Here is a 14,170-nt window from a genome sequence, read left to right as displayed (position 1 = left end):
ACCCACTTGCCCGATCCCAACGCTCCTCCCTGCCTGAGAAATCGATCAGACTACTTGACCGACCACTCCCACATGTTCCACCAGACACCGGTCAGGTTTGGCATGTACTGAACGCCGGTGACCTTGTCGCTGTGGGCATCGACACCGATCGACTGGAACAGCGGCAACCCGTAGCTGCTCTTCCAGATCAGCGCATCGATCTTCACCTGGAGCTCATCCTGCTTGGCCTTGTCCGTGGTGACCACGAGCTCGTCCATCAGCTTGTCCGCCTCAGGGCTGGAGAAGCCGTTGAAGTTGCTTCCTGCAGCCGTCTTGAAGATCTGCGGTACACCGGTCACGCCGACGCCCGAGTTGATCCAGCCGAAGATCGAAGCGTCGTAGCTGCCGTCACCCAGGGCTTTGCTCCACTGATCCTTGGGGAGACCGGCGTCGACGATCTTGAAGCCGGCCTTCTCTGCGGATTCGCGGATCAGGGAGAACGCATCGACGCGGTTCGGGTTGTCCTTGTTGTACATGATGCGGACTTCCGGAGTCTTACCGGCGAGGAGGCTCTTAGCCTTGTCAATGTTCACATCGCTGTAGTCCGAGGATCCGTTGCCCTTTACGGTCTCATCATAGGAAGCCTGAGCCGGCACGAAGAGCTGGGAATCCAGCGGAGTAGCTTCAGGATCGAGCTTCTTCACGATCTTGTCCACGATGTCCTTGCGCGGCACGCTCAGCATGAATGCAGTACGTACATCCTGCTCTGCGAAAACGCCGCTGAAGTTGAGGTCGAGGTGATCGTAGGCGAGCTGCTTGTCCGTCTGGACCGTGACGCCGGGAAGTGCCTTGAGCTGCTCAAGGGTATCGGCGGAAGCCTGCGGGGCGATGATGTCTGCCTCGCCGTTCTTCAGCGCCTGAACCTGGGCGGGAGCTTCACCGATGTAACGGACAACGACCTCGTCGATGTTCGGAACCGGACCCCAGTTGTAGTCCTTGTTCCGTACAAGGGTCATCGACTGGTCCGGGACCATGTCTTTGACAATGAACGGCCCGTTTGAAAGGTACAGGCTCGAGTCTGCCGGCAATGAAGTGGCGTCAAAGCCCGTATTCCAGGAATCGGCCACCTTCTTCAGGGTTGCAGCGTCTCCCGAAGCCGCGCCACGCGGGATGGACTTCAGGAGATCTACAAGAGCATCAGCGTCAGCGAGGCCAGCCTGCTTGGCAACTACGTGAGCCGGAACATCGATGCCACCGTTTCCGGCAGTGCCGAAAGCAAGCTCCCAGTCAGCGAAGGGCTTGGAGTACTTAAGCGTGATGGTGCGTCCATCATCACCGATCTCCGGGAAATCCGTCAGATTCAGACCCGACGTATCCGCAGCGGTGGTGAAGTACGTCGTTGCATCGCTGTCGTAGTACGCCGAACCTGATGCCCAGGAGAGGATCATGTCCGCAGCGCTGACCTGCGCGCCATCAGACCACTTGACGCCCTCCTTGATGGTGTATTTCACCGTCAAGGGATCGTCGGAGGTCTTCTCGTACGTACCGAACTTGTCATTCTTGACAATGTTCAGCTTGTTGTCGATGTAGATGAAGTTCGAGTGGGTGGCATAGCCGATGCGGCCGTTGATATCCACGTTGTTGTCCGCCGTGCCCGGGTTGAACGAGCTGAAGCCGTTCACCTCCGCCACGGTCACGGTACCGCCGGTCTTCGCGCTAGGTGCTGGCGTCGAATTGCCGCCGCCACCCTGCGTTGCGCAGGCGCTCAGTGCGAGCGCTGCAGCAGCCGCAAGGCCAACTGCTTTGGAAATACGTCCGAAACGCATTCCGCCTCCTATGTTTTCGTCTGGAAAAAGACCGCCGCAATCCCAGGCGGGATTGTGCCGTGTCTCACATGAGAAGAAGCCTAGACCCGAAAGTATCGCCGCTGGCGCGAAAGTTACCTCTTAGTAAGGTTTGTTATCGAGATGCAACCAAGGGCAGTTCCCGGCCGCTTTTGGCCTCCTCGACGCAACATGCCTGTTACTTGTCGGGAACAATCCCCAATCACAACGAAAGCCCTGATTCAAAGGAATTGGCGCCTCTGCTGTTAATCCTCAATCACTGAAATCACCGACTTGAAGGAGAGGCGGCAGAAGAATGGCCCTCCATTTGGCCCTCCTGCACAGGCCGTTTTTCATCGCCTCATTGGAAGTTCGAGCCGCTTTCGGCCTGGCCTCCGCATCGCTTGCGGCGGACATCGGGGAGAGCCCAGATAACCTAACGAAATGATTGTCTGGCGCGCGTTGTCGATTTGGGACCCTATCGATTCCCGCGCCTGCTGTCGGCGGAGGCGGTCGAAGTGGCCCCATATGAGATGCGTTGCCGCGTCGTTTCTGCTCGTACCGCTGCTGCTCACCGGCTGTGTCGTGCACCATGGAGGCAGTGACGCAACTGCGACGGCCACCGCCGCCAACGGGTACTCAACACTGGATGCCGCGGCTATTGCAGGAATCAAGGCGTCCAAAGCCGCACGGCTGGATATGACTTCGGGCAAGCTCACTAAAGAGAGCGTCGGCCTCGAGGACGGCACGAGCCAAGCCCCTGACGTCACGATCAGCAGCGGCACCATGACGCTGGATATTGCAGGACCCCAAGGGAGCATCAGCGCCAGAACTGACCGCTTACGCCTGAACGGCATGAACAAGGGGCCCTTCTTCAGCGAGGTCACGTACTTCCTCGCGGCCCATTCGCTGGAGGACTACACTGCCTTGATTCGTGACGGCGTAGACCGGTACGGCATCCCTTCTGATTCGGCGGAGCGCTGGAACAAATCCACCTCCAGCAGCCCGGAGGACAAGAGCAATTTCGCACTGGTGTCGGGTAAATCGACGGGGCTCCGAATTACCTACGATCTCCGCTACGACCGATCCAAGGACGTCCAGGTCATCATTGTGCACGTCAACCCGGCCTGAAATCTGCTGCATCGACTGAGGCTAGTATGCTCTGGTTCGTGATTGCTCATGTCTCCGGAGAAGGTCTCCCCCTCGTCGCCGTCCACGGATTCGGGGTAGACCATCGAATCATGCTCCCGCTGGAGGACGTCATCGATGGTGCCGGGTGGCAGCGCATTTACATTGACCTCCCTTGGGCTGAAGGGAACACCGACATTCACGCGTCCAGCGCAACCCAGGTCGCACAAGGGGCTCTGGAGGACATCCAGGACTATCTAGGAAACCAACCGTTCGCGGTGATCGGCAATTCCTACGGCGGCATGATCGCCCGGTACGTAGCGCACGAACTCCGGGATCAGGTCCTTGGCCTGGCCACTCTTGCGGGTGTCTTCGAACCAGTCCATCAAGCACGCAGCCTTCCCCCTCGGCAGGTTGTCCGAAACGATCCTTCCGTCCTGGCTACGGCCGGTCAGGTGAGGGACGACTACGAAGAGTTGACCGTCGTTCAGAGCGAGGCCACACTCCATGCATTCATCCGGTACGCACTTCCCGGCCTTCGCGGCGCGAACCAAACCGTTCTGGAACGGGTGGGGGCGGACTACGCGCTCTCTGTCGAACCGGAGGTCGCTCACCCTGCTCCCTTTGAAGCGCCTTCCTTGCATCTATTTGGGCGTCAGGACCATATAACAGGATATGAGGACGGGTGGAACCTGAGGGACCACTATGTTCGCGGCACCTATGCGGTGCTCGACGCCGCCGGCCACAACGCTCACCTTGAACGCCCGGACCTCACCGCCGCCCTATTGAAGGATTGGCTGATGCGGTGCAGCCTTGAACCGGACAGAGGTCATTCGTAGCTAACTAGGGACGGGAAGATGAGGCGCCTAGATGCGCCGTTTCAACCCGACATGAGCAGTCCGATATCCGAGTCTGGTGTAGAAGGCTCGAGCCCGTTCCCGTGCTTCGTCTGTGGTCACCTGTGCCAGTTCCGCCCCGCGTGTCCGCCCGAAATTGTGAGCCCACTCAAGCATCGCCGTCCCCAAGCCCTGTGAACGTTCCGCGGACGCAACCCGGAGTCCCTCGATCTGTAGCCGGGAAGACCCACCGCGGGAAAGACCTGGAATGACAGTCAGTTGCATTGTGGCAACGATGCGATCGGCACCATTGCGGACAACCCCCAGATAATTGGAACTGTCGCGAACAACCACGCTGTAGGCGGCCTCGTATCGTTCGAGCTCAACGCACTCGCGATCAGGACCGAACTGATCATCGGAGAGCAGCGCGGCAATGGCCCCAACGTCATCGCGGTTTGCCCGCTCCAGCCTGAAGGTCCGGCCCGCCACCCGCAGCAGTCCTCGAACCGAGGATCGCGCATCCGCCTGCAAACGGGTAACCAGCAGATCAAGCCATCCCCCAACGTTGAATCGGGCCTCATCGGTGTCGGGATACCGGCATCTCAAGTGCAGACCGGACTCGTCCAGGATGAACCAAAGCATTACGTTGTCGGTGTCGATTGTCGCGCTCACATAGTGGGCGTCGAGTCCGACAGAATCGATTCGCACCGGCAGCCTGCGCAGGTCCAGCCAGGAGATCGCGAACATACCTGGAGCTACAGGCATGCCGCCCCATGGAGCCAGCACATCCGCGAGCGGCCACGAGCCGAGCTGTACTGCCTCTTTTACCGCGGCCGCAGCAGAGTGTGGTTCCGCCACCGCCGACTCAAGCACGGAATTGGTAATAAACCAGCCGACTGAGTCATGCCAGTTGTCGTCGAAGCGGCTGTGTACGGGGAAAACGGCTCGAAGGGGGGTTCCTGCCAACTCTCGGGTCACTGCAGTCATCGCAACAACAGCGAGTGCGAGGGTCGAGACACCGTCGTTGCGGGCCTGGGCAGCGAATGCCGCGGCGTCGTCGACGTCGAACACGTCCCGCACTTCTACGCGCTCGCGCTGGGGATCCGGCGCACCCAGCGGCAGGGGGAATTGCGGCATTACGCCGCCGCTGTCCCCGATGATGTCCTTCCATCTATGACGCACGTGGTCCGGCGCCGCATTCCGATCCAGCAGTGCTTGTGTGTGTTCAACAAATGCGGGCGCTGGCCCGGGCAACAGTTCGTGGCTCGCACTCCCAGCTTCCAGGACCGACAACAGGTCGCGCGCGATCACCAGCATCGACCACATATCGACGTGGGCGTGGTCGGCCGCAATCACGACCGTAAGTCCAGCAGCAGTCTCCAATACGCACAGCCGGTGCGAGGGCTGTGCGTAGGGCGAACATGTGGCGTCGAGAATTTCCTTCACAGCGTCATTGACGGCCTGACCAGGAGATACCTGATGCTCCACCCATGTCCCCTGACCAATGGATATTTCGTGGAGCTCCGGATCACCGTCGGCTCCGGGCACGAACGCCGTTCGAAGTGTTCCGTGACGGTTGACTACAGCCAGCCAGGCATCGGCTATAGCATCACGACGGGTTGGTGTAGGCAGCCGAAAAGACAATGCCATCCAGGAGCCGGGGCGGTCGCCTGCCCCCACATGCAGCCGCTGGTCAAAGGACACAGGAAGACGCCCGTGGAGAGCAGACACACTGACGTCATAGCCCCAAAGTCGTCCGAACGGTAGGCGCAGGTGCGTGACGTTGGTCAGCCGCATGGCAGTATCCTATCCGCCCAGATAGCCTGAATGCTCAACGCGGCCGCTCGCGGCGCAGCCGTCAGTAACGAAACGAGGAGCCTGATGCCCACTTTCGAGGTTCCCGGAGCCGAGCTTGCAGTTGCTTTGAGCGACGAAGGCGGACATCCAGTTGTCCAACTCCACGGCCTTACCTCAAGCCGCGCGCACGATCGGGTGCTCAACCTCGACCTCGGTCGGGGGCTTAGTGGAACTCGGCTGCTGCGGTACGACGCACGCGGCCATGGCCGCTCGACGGGACGGAAGGTTCCCGAGGACTATCAATGGGAAAGCCTCGCCGACGATCTCCTGCGACTGCTCGATCACTGGTTCCCGGGAGAACGTGTACACGGGGTTGGTCCCTCCATGGGCACCGGCACGCTCTTGCACGCCGCCTCCCGCGAGCCGGACCGCTTTACCGGGCTCACGCTTATGGTGCCGCCCACCGCGTGGGGAACCCGAGCTGCACAAGCTGAAAACTACCGGGTTTCCGCTGCGCTCATCGAGTCCGTTGGTGTCGAGGCATTCCTGGCCACCACGCGGGGAGCGGCACCGCCGCCAGCCATGACTGGTGCCCCGGAGACGGTGCCCGACGTCGACGGCGCCCTGTTGCCGTGGGTGTTTCGAGGCGCGGCACTCAGTGATCTGCCTGCTCCTGATTCCCTCGCGCGAATCCACGTACCGACAACGATCCTGGCGTGGGTCGATGATCCGGGCCACCCGCTGTCAACCGCGGAATCCCTTGCCGGGCTGCTCCCGCAAGCAACGCTGACGGTCGCCCGCACACCAGGAGATGTCGAGACCTGGCCCAGCATTCTGAGCCAGGACGTCGCCACCTGACTATTACTCGACCGCTTACTCACTGTCGGCCTCAAGCCGACCGTTCGTCTGTTCGCCGCGCTTCTTCCGATTCATCAGCCCTGCAACGCTCCGATGCGATCGCCGCAGGGCCCAGGAAGCCGCGTTGATGCCCGCACAGTTGTCCGACAGTGCAATCTGGTCAATTCGCCGGACGTGAATGCGCTGGCCTGCTGGCTGGCGGTTGCGGCTGCAAGCATTCGGACTGGTTCTCAGCGGCTCTAAACTCCACCGAGTTCCGGTACAGACCAACGTCTTACTCTGCGACACCCTATGGGGGCGTCGCATTCATCTTTTGCGCCATGCGCCGACTTCATACATAGCGTCGGATACCGAGAGGTCGCTGGTCACAAGCTCATGAATGAAGCGTTCGCCGAGCAGATTCAGACCGAGTTTGTTGAACGAAGCTCTCCAGCCCGCGGACAAGGATCTATCGGGCTGGCGACCGGAGAGCTTCTAGACTGGCGCTGACAAACCAACAGAATCAGTTTGTCGTCAAGCATCACCCAAAGTCAGGAAGACCAAACCCCAGGTCAGACGGAACTCGACTATACGTTGAAGCGGAACTCCACGACGTCGCCGTCGGCCATGACGTATTCCTTGCCTTCAATGCGGACCTTACCGCGGGACTTCGCCTCGGCCATGGATCCGGCCTCGATGAGGTCCTTGAAGGAAACAACCTCAGCCTTAATGAAGCCGCGCTGAAAGTCCGAGTGGATGACCCCCGCCGCCTGTGGCGCAGTGTACCCCCGGTGAATGGTCCAGGCCCGGGTTTCCTTCGGGCCCGCCGTGAGGTAGGTCTGCAGCCCGAGGGTGTGGAAGCCCACGCGTGCCAGCTGATCCAGTCCGGATTCGTCCTGGCCGTTCATTTCCAGCATTTCGCGTGCCTCTTCCTCGTCCAGCTCAACGAGGTCGGATTCCAGCTTGGCGTCGAGGAAGATGCAGTCGGCGGGTTCCACTAAGGCCCGCAGTTCAGCCTGTTTCTCGGGGCTGCCGAGGATTCCTTCGTCCGAGTTAAACACGTAGATGAAGGGCTTGGCGGTGAGGAGACTGAGCTCTTTGAGGTGCTCCATCTCAAGCTTGTCGCTCTTGATGGACGAAAAGATGGTGTCGCCGCGTTCCAGGACGGTCTGGGCAGCCTTGATGGCTGCCAGCTCGGCAGCTTCCCGCTTCTTGATCTTGACTTCTTTTTCGATCCGGGGAATGGCCTTCTCGATGGTCTGCAGGTCTGCGAGGATCAGCTCGGTGTTGATTGTCTCCATATCGGAGCGGGGATCCACCTTGCCGTCGACGTGGATGACGTCGGGGTCATCGAAGACCCGGACCACCTGAGCGATGGCTTCTGCCTCGCGGATATTCGCCAGGAACTGGTTACCCAGGCCTTCACCTTCGGAGGCGCCCTTGACGATGCCTGCGATGTCAACGAAGGAGACGGCCGCCGGCAGGAGACGCGCGGAGCCAAAGATCTTCGCGAGCTCCTGAAGCCGGGGGTCGGGCAGGTTCACAACGCCCACGTTCGGTTCGATGGTGGCGAACGGATAGTTCGCAGCCAGCACCTGATTCCGGGTCAGTGCGTTGAAAAGAGTTGATTTGCCGACGTTGGGCAGTCCGACGATGCCAATAGTAAGAGCCACGAGCATAGATTCTACCCGCACCGCCGTAAAAGCCGGGGCCGGTGCCGAAAATCCACCAGGGGGCCGAACCTGGTGCGTCTGTTCCTAAAACTGTCGTAGGCGCATGTCACAGTGAAGGCATGGACGCTTTTGCACTGATTCTCGCTCTTCTGATGTTCCTCTTGGGTGCCGTTTCCGGGGCCGTTGTCACCTTTGTAATGTTCCGGCGCCGCAATCGGGACCTTGAAGAGGATTTCGACGGCGTCTCCGCCCGGCTTTCCGAGGTTTCGGCACAGTTTGCGGCAGCCGACGCCGAACGCCGGCTCCTAGCGGCACAAAACCGGGAGCTGGGTGAGTCGCGGAACCAGGACGGAAGCGTTCTCCGGGCGTTGGGCCCTGTAGCCGAAAAGCTCTCCGCGGTACAGCAGCAGGTGTCGCTTCTCGAGCGTGACCGGCTGGAGCAGTACGGGCAGCTGGCCCAGCAGTTGCAGGAGGCCCGCCTCTCCGACGAACAGCTCCTGAGGTCAACGCATGCCTTGGAATCAGCCCTTCGTTCGAACAGCGCACGCGGCCAATGGGGCGAGGTGCAGCTCAGGCGTGTTGTTGAAGCCGCCGGAATGCTGCGCCACGTTGACTTCCATGAGCAGCTCCACAGCGCAGGAACAGACAACTCGGTCCGCCCTGACCTGGTGGTTCAGCTCCCAGGTGACAAGCAACTGGTTGTCGATGCCAAGGTGCCTTTGTCGTCTTATCTGCAGGCTCAGGAGTCCGTGGCCATTGACGTCCGGTCACAACCTGCGGCAGGGGCAAACGCCCAGCAGATGCTTCTGGCCGCGCACGCAAAGGCACTAAAGGCGCACGTGGATTCCTTGAGCAATAAGAAGTACTGGGACATTCCGGGCAATTCGCCGGAACTCGTGATCTGCTTCCTGCCCGCAGAATCCATTCTCGCCGCGGCTCTAGGGGCAGACCCTGGGCTTCTGGACTATGCACTGAACAAGAACGTGGTCCTGGCGTCGCCCGGGACTTTATTGGCGGTCCTGAAGTCGGTTGCCTTCACCTGGCGGCAGGATGTCCTGACTGACAGCGCACGGGAGTTGTTTGAGCTGGGTCAGCAGCTGTACGAGCGCATGGGAACGCTGGGAGAGAACGTCACCAAGCTGGGTTCGTCGCTGAAAACGTCCGTAGACCGCTACAACTCGCTGGTAGGCACCCTTGAGGCAAGGGTTCTGCCCACCGCACGCAAGCTGAACGCCCTTGATGCCAGCGGCCTGGTAACACCCGCCGCCGTCGAGGTCACGCCTCGTTCCATCGCAGCTCCCGAGCTGCAGACCGAACTGCGCGAAGAGGAATCCGCGGCCTAGGAGCGGGCTCCGCGCCCGCCCAAGGCCCTTGTCACGTCGCCGGCCTGCTTGAGGGTGGCGCGGAGCTCCTTAGGCAGCGAGAACAGGAGGTCTTCCTCAGCGGTGACGACCTCCTCAACCGTTCCGTAGCCGTAGTCAGCCAAGAGGCGGAGGACGTCCTTGACCAGCACTTCAGGTACGGAGGCACCGGAAGTGACGCCGACTGTCGCGACACCCTCAAACCAGGTCTCGTCCACTTCGTTGGCAAAATCGACCCGGTAGGACGCCTTCGCGCCATACTCCAGAGCGACCTCCACAAGACGAACCGAGTTTGACGAGTTGGCGGAGCCGACGACTATAACCAGTTCGGCCTGAGGGGAGATCTTCTTAATGGCCACCTGTCGGTTGGTCGTGGCGTAGCAGATGTCGTCACTGGGCGGATCTTGAAGCGTCGGGAAACGCTCTTTGAGGAGGCGGACGGTTTCCATGGTCTCGTCCACACTCAAAGTGGTCTGGGACAGCCAGATTACTTTCTCCGGGTCTCTTACCGTCACCTTGTCCACTTCATGCGGACCATTGATGATCTGGATGTGCTCGGGCGCCTCGCCTGCCGTTCCTTCCACTTCCTCGTGGCCGTCATGGCCGATCAGGAGGATATCGAAATCATCCTTGGCAAAACGCACCGCTTCCTTATGGACTTTGGTGACGAGGGGGCAGGTGGCGTCGATGGTCCTAAGCCCGCGGTCCTCGGCTGATTGAACCACTGCCGGGGAGACGCCATGTGCCGAAAAGATCACCAGCGCACCTTCGGGGACTTCGTCAGTTTCGTCAACAAAGATGGCTCCCTTTTCCTCCAGGGAACTGACAACGTGCACGTTATGCACAATCTGCTTGCGAACGTAGACCGGCGGGCCGTAGTGCTCCAGGGCCTTCTCCACTGCAATAACGGCGCGGTCGACGCCGGCGCAGTAGCCGCGGGGAGCCGCCAGGAGGACCTTTTTCGGGCCCGTGACGGGGCCCGCCGCCAGCACTTCCTCAGGCGTTCGCCGCCGTCGCGGAACTGTTGGCATTGGTACGGATACAGCTGTGGAGGTCATTGTTCAATGCTACCGGCTCCGTTGCAGGTGCCTTGCTTCGGTCAGTCCGGGCGGGATCCAGCCCGACGTCCCTGGAAGATCGCCAGAATTATTCCTGCCAGCAACAGGAACCCTGCCGTCCAGAAAGACGTGTTGATCCACTGGCCAAACGATCCAGCCGACGCGTCGACGAGTTCCTTCTGGAAAACTTCTGCAACAGCGTTCCCGGACGGCAATGCGGAGGCGGCGGCGGATGCGAAATCAGATCCAAGCTTCCAAATTGCTGCCAGAAATAGTCCTCCTACCCCGGCCATCAGGAAAATGAGCCAGCGACGGCGGGCCGAGACCAGCGCGAGGACAAAGGCCAGCCCGGAGCCGGCGGCCACGGCATATCCCATGGGCGCGTACGCAGTAAGGTTCGCGATCAGTTCGCGGTGTCCGGATTGTCCGACGTTGATGAGCGTTTCGCCTGGAGGGTCTAAGGGCAATCCCGAGGCCTCCGAAACCTGTTGTGTCAGCAGACCAAGCAGCGGGGCAACATCAAGTGTCAGGGCCGTCGAGGCAGCAGCCTCGGGCGGAAAGCTGCCGGGCTCGGCGAAGCTGAGCCTGTGGCTCCTCCGCAAGGTCTCCTCCCACGCTGCAGGATAGCCTGGCAGGCCCGTAAGGGAACTTGCCGCAGCCTCCAGGACCGGCACCATGCCGTCCGCCAGGAAATCCGGCGTCTGTCCTGCCGGGTTGAAACTGGCTACAGCAGCTGATGCCAGGCGTCGCTGGAATTCCGGATCCTGACCCAGCGGAGACGCCAACCGGACAAAACCGTTCTCCTGAACAACGTTCTGATCGACCCACATCGCGGGAACGGCCACAGCCGCAAGCAGTAAGCCGATCATGACCGCTATGGCGGAAACAAATGTGCGCAAGGGAGTCCTAAATTGTTGGTTGGGATACAGCCATCCTAGAGGCCGGGCCGGAGAGCCACGTGCCAGACAGGGATGTCGGCCCGTGATGATAGAGCTATGGATAGAGTGATTAATATCTGAACCACCTTGCGGAACGCCCAGAAACACCCCGCTCTAAACACCCTCAAAGGATCACCGCCCATGCATCAGCCAGGTACCACCGATGGATTGCCGCGTGTCTGAAGACATCACGACCACAACGACGGTGCCGGCTACGGCTGCGGAAACGAGCCCTGAGAACCCGTGGCCATTGCAACTGCTGTCCCAAAAGCTCAAGGCGCACATTGAACGGGCGCCGTCGGTCTGGGTGGAGGGCCAGGTTATTGAGCTCAACCGCCGGGGAACCAACGCGTTCCTCACCCTTCGGGATGTCGATGCGGAGATCTCCCTTCCCGCTTCCGTCTGGACCAAACTTCTGGACCGCCAAACCGCGCCCCTTGAGCGTGGATCACGTGTGGTCGCGCTGCTCAAAGCGGAGTTCTGGGTAAAAACAGGCCGGCTGAATATGGCCGTGAAAGACATACGTCCTGTCGGCCTCGGCGATCTTCTGGCAAGGATCGAAAGGCTCAGGCAGGCGCTGGGCGCTGAAGGACTCTTTGCCGACGCAAGGAAGAAACCACTCCCCCTTCTCCCCCACAGGATCGGACTCATCACGGGCCGCGATTCAGACGCCAAGAAGGACATCCTCCGGAACGCGGCTTTGCGCTGGCCTGCCGTCGAGTTCGAGATCCGGGAAGTCGCCGTCCAGGGGAACACGGCGGTCTCCCAAATGATCGCAGCACTGAAGGAACTGGACGAGGCACCTCTGGTCGACGTCATCGTCATCGCCAGAGGCGGAGGCGCCTTGGAGGACCTCCTGCCGTTCAGCAGCGAGGAGCTCGTCAGGGCCGTTTCACGGGCTGCCACGCCTGTGGTCAGCGCCATTGGCCACGAGGCGGACCGTCCTATCCTCGACGACGTCGCTGATCTACGTGCTTCAACCCCCACAGACGCGGCGAAAAGAATTGTTCCGGATGTTGTGGAGGAACTGTTCAGGGTCAGGCAGTCCAGGGACCGTCTTCGCAGTTGTGTAACCCGCCTTGTGGAACGGGAAAGCGAGCGATTGGGTTCCTTGCGAAGCCGTCCCGTTCTTGCAGCACCCGAGGCCCTCCTGACCAGCCGGCACGAAGATCTCGAAAGATTGAGGAGCCGTTCCGGTTCGTCAATAGACATCGCGTTGGCAAGGGCAGCCGATGGGCTGGTACACCTGACAGCGCAAGTGCGTGCCCTGTCACCCCAGAAGACCCTGGACCGGGGATACGCGGTGGTCCAGCTTGCCCTGAACGGCAGCTCAGGAAATCCCGGGGAACCCCCGCGCAGGGAAATTGTGCGCCACCCTTCCCAGGCTCCTGCGGACGCGCAACTGTCGGTCCGCGTGGCCGGTGGCAGGTTTACGGCCGTATCCACCGGCGGAACAGAAATCATCGAACACTGATAGTCATCCAGCACTGACGTCCCTCACCTTGGACGTCGCACTAACCCGATAACCCAGCAAGGAGCACCACCATGGCAGCGGCACAGAACCACCAGGCGGACATCGATTCGCTCAGTTATGAAGAAGCGCGGGAGCAACTGGTGGGAATTGTGGGAAAGCTGGAGGCGGGAGGAGCCAGCCTGGAAGAATCGCTTGCCCTCTGGGAGCGTGGCGAAGCCTTGGCCAAACGTTGTGAGGAGTGGCTCGAAGGCGCACGTAAGAGGCTCGCCGCAGCACGGGACCACGTCCAGGAGAGCTGACCAGAGCGTTACTCAGGACCGCTCAACAAGTGCCTTTTCCTGATCCACGTCGAAGTCAGCCACCGGCCACTTCAATTTCAGCTCCTTCAACGCGTCCAGGAGCAACTGCTGGACCGCTATCCGCGCATACCACTTCTTGTTCGCAGGAATGACATGCCAAGGCGCAATCTTGGTGTTCGTTGCATCGATGGCAGCCTGGTAAGCATCCATGTAGTCGCCCCAGAAGGCCCGTTCCTTCAGGTCCCCGGTGCTGTACTTCCAGTGCTTCGCAGGATTGTCTAACCTGGCCAGCAGACGTTTCTTTTGTTCATCCCGGCTGATGTTGAGCATCACCTTCACAATCCGGGTTCCGGAGTCGGTCAGCCGCGCTTCGAACTCGTTGATGGCAATGTAGCGGCGTTCCAGCTCTTTCTTTGAAGCCCAGCCGTATACACGGTGGATCAGGACGTCTTCGTAGTGCGAGCGGTCAAAGACTCCCACCATGCCCGCTGCCGGCACTTCCTTTTCAATCCGCCAGAGGAAGTCGTAGGACTTCTCCTCGTCCGTGGGTGCCTTGAAGGCCTTCAACTGCACCCCCTGCGGATTCATAGCGCCCATAACGTGAGAGACAACGCCCCCTTTGCCTGCTGTGTCCATGGCCTGCAAAATCAACAGAATGCGCTTGGTTCCGCCGAACTTGGCCTCCGCGAAAAGCATCTCCTGCAATTCCGTCAGTTCGCCATCAAGGTTCTTCAGAAGGGCCTTGCCGTCCTCTTTTACACCGGCGTAGCCAGGCGTCGAGTCAGCATCGACATCCACCAACTTGAAGCCTTTTGCCGACACGAGAGTTTGCGAGGGTTTCTGTCCGAACTTCACAACCGCTGCCATGGGAAGCCTCTTTCCGCTGCCGTGCATCCTGACGGCTGTGACTGCTTAAGCAGCACAATCCGCACGCTCACCTCCGGGAACCGGGCGTGAACTGATGAGA

At 60.5% G+C, this 14,170-nt stretch carries 12 protein-coding genes; 6 read left to right on the top strand and 6 right to left on the bottom strand.

The window, feature by feature from the left end:
* Positions 1 to 50 precede the first annotated feature (50 nt).
* Positions 51 to 1,805: an ABC transporter family substrate-binding protein gene (locus M1E02_RS06525; RefSeq protein ID WP_479377289.1), complete on the bottom strand. Its 1,755-nt coding sequence runs from the start codon at positions 1,803 to 1,805 to the stop codon at positions 51 to 53.
* A 525-nt stretch (positions 1,806 to 2,330) separates the two neighbouring features.
* On the opposite strand from M1E02_RS06525, the gene M1E02_RS06520 reads away from it, so the two are divergent.
* Both M1E02_RS06520 and M1E02_RS06515 read left to right on the top strand, forming a co-directional pair.
* Positions 2,331 to 2,933, top strand: a complete 603-nt coding sequence (locus M1E02_RS06520) for a hypothetical protein (protein WP_479377288.1) — start codon at positions 2,331 to 2,333, stop codon at positions 2,931 to 2,933.
* A gap of 38 nt (positions 2,934 to 2,971) precedes the next feature.
* Complete coding sequence (locus M1E02_RS06515) at positions 2,972 to 3,769, top strand: alpha/beta fold hydrolase (RefSeq protein ID WP_479377287.1); 798 nt, start codon at positions 2,972 to 2,974, stop codon at positions 3,767 to 3,769.
* A gap of 27 nt (positions 3,770 to 3,796) precedes the next feature.
* Here M1E02_RS06515 and M1E02_RS06510 read toward each other — a convergent pair whose 3' ends face one another.
* A complete protein-coding gene (locus M1E02_RS06510; protein WP_479377286.1) occupies positions 3,797 to 5,563 on the bottom strand; it encodes a GNAT family N-acetyltransferase in 1,767 nt (588 codons plus the stop codon).
* Between the two features lie 84 nt (positions 5,564 to 5,647).
* Here M1E02_RS06510 and M1E02_RS06505 point away from each other — a divergent pair, with 84 nt between their 5' ends.
* Positions 5,648 to 6,421, top strand: coding sequence for an alpha/beta fold hydrolase (locus M1E02_RS06505; RefSeq protein WP_479377285.1), 774 nt, complete (start codon positions 5,648 to 5,650; stop codon positions 6,419 to 6,421).
* Positions 6,422 to 6,987: 566 nt separating this feature from the next.
* Here M1E02_RS06505 and ychF read toward each other — a convergent pair.
* Positions 6,988 to 8,073, bottom strand: a complete 1,086-nt coding sequence (ychF, locus tag M1E02_RS06500; RefSeq protein WP_479377284.1) for a redox-regulated ATPase YchF — start codon at positions 8,071 to 8,073, stop codon at positions 6,988 to 6,990.
* A 119-nt stretch (positions 8,074 to 8,192) separates the two neighbouring features.
* On the opposite strand from ychF, the gene M1E02_RS06495 reads away from it, so the two are divergent.
* Positions 8,193 to 9,416, top strand: a complete 1,224-nt coding sequence (locus tag M1E02_RS06495) for a DNA recombination protein RmuC (protein ID WP_479377283.1) — start codon at positions 8,193 to 8,195, stop codon at positions 9,414 to 9,416.
* Here the strand turns inward: M1E02_RS06495 and M1E02_RS06490 are convergent.
* Both M1E02_RS06490 and M1E02_RS06485 read right to left on the bottom strand, forming a co-directional pair.
* Positions 9,413 to 10,492 (bottom strand): 4-hydroxy-3-methylbut-2-enyl diphosphate reductase, encoded by a 1,080-nt coding sequence (locus M1E02_RS06490; protein ID WP_479377282.1) that lies wholly within the window; start codon positions 10,490 to 10,492, stop codon positions 9,413 to 9,415. The genes M1E02_RS06495 and M1E02_RS06490 overlap by 4 nt on opposite strands.
* Before the next feature lie 41 nt (positions 10,493 to 10,533).
* Entirely contained in the window at positions 10,534 to 11,391 is an 858-nt protein-coding gene (locus M1E02_RS06485) for a hypothetical protein (RefSeq protein WP_479377281.1), read from the bottom strand.
* A gap of 202 nt (positions 11,392 to 11,593) precedes the next feature.
* On the opposite strand from M1E02_RS06485, the gene xseA reads away from it, so the two are divergent.
* Positions 11,594 to 12,904, top strand: coding sequence for an exodeoxyribonuclease VII large subunit (xseA, locus tag M1E02_RS06480; protein ID WP_479377280.1), 1,311 nt, complete (start codon positions 11,594 to 11,596; stop codon positions 12,902 to 12,904).
* 71 nt (positions 12,905 to 12,975) lie between these two features.
* Positions 12,976 to 13,203, top strand: a complete 228-nt coding sequence (locus M1E02_RS06475) for an exodeoxyribonuclease VII small subunit (RefSeq protein ID WP_479377279.1) — start codon at positions 12,976 to 12,978, stop codon at positions 13,201 to 13,203.
* Positions 13,204 to 13,215: 12 nt separating this feature from the next.
* Here M1E02_RS06475 and M1E02_RS06470 read toward each other — a convergent pair whose 3' ends face one another.
* A complete protein-coding gene (locus tag M1E02_RS06470) occupies positions 13,216 to 14,070 on the bottom strand; it encodes a polyphosphate kinase 2 family protein (RefSeq protein ID WP_479377278.1) in 855 nt (284 codons plus the stop codon).
* Between the last annotated feature and the right edge of the window lie 100 nt (positions 14,071 to 14,170).

The sequence above is a fragment of the Arthrobacter sp. Z5-13 genome, from assembly GCF_056499105.1.
Note: the sequence above shows the minus strand (reverse complement) of the source record. Positions and strands in the feature narration are given on the sequence as shown.

Coding starts and splice junctions, on each gene's coding strand:
- M1E02_RS06525 (WP_479377289.1), bottom strand. CDS start 1,805: ATGCGTTTCGGACGTATTTCCAAAGCAGTTGGCCTTGCGGCTGCTGCA.
- M1E02_RS06520 (WP_479377288.1), top strand. CDS start 2,331: ATGAGATGCGTTGCCGCGTCGTTTCTGCTCGTACCGCTGCTGCTCACC.
- M1E02_RS06510 (WP_479377286.1), bottom strand. CDS start 5,563: ATGCGGCTGACCAACGTCACGCACCTGCGCCTACCGTTCGGACGACTT.
- M1E02_RS06505 (WP_479377285.1), top strand. CDS start 5,648: ATGCCCACTTTCGAGGTTCCCGGAGCCGAGCTTGCAGTTGCTTTGAGC.
- M1E02_RS06495 (WP_479377283.1), top strand. CDS start 8,193: ATGGACGCTTTTGCACTGATTCTCGCTCTTCTGATGTTCCTCTTGGGT.
- M1E02_RS06490 (WP_479377282.1), bottom strand. CDS start 10,492: ATGACCTCCACAGCTGTATCCGTACCAATGCCAACAGTTCCGCGACGG.
- xseA (WP_479377280.1), top strand. CDS start 11,594: ATGGATTGCCGCGTGTCTGAAGACATCACGACCACAACGACGGTGCCG.
- M1E02_RS06475 (WP_479377279.1), top strand. CDS start 12,976: ATGGCAGCGGCACAGAACCACCAGGCGGACATCGATTCGCTCAGTTAT.
- M1E02_RS06470 (WP_479377278.1), bottom strand. CDS start 14,070: ATGGCAGCGGTTGTGAAGTTCGGACAGAAACCCTCGCAAACTCTCGTG.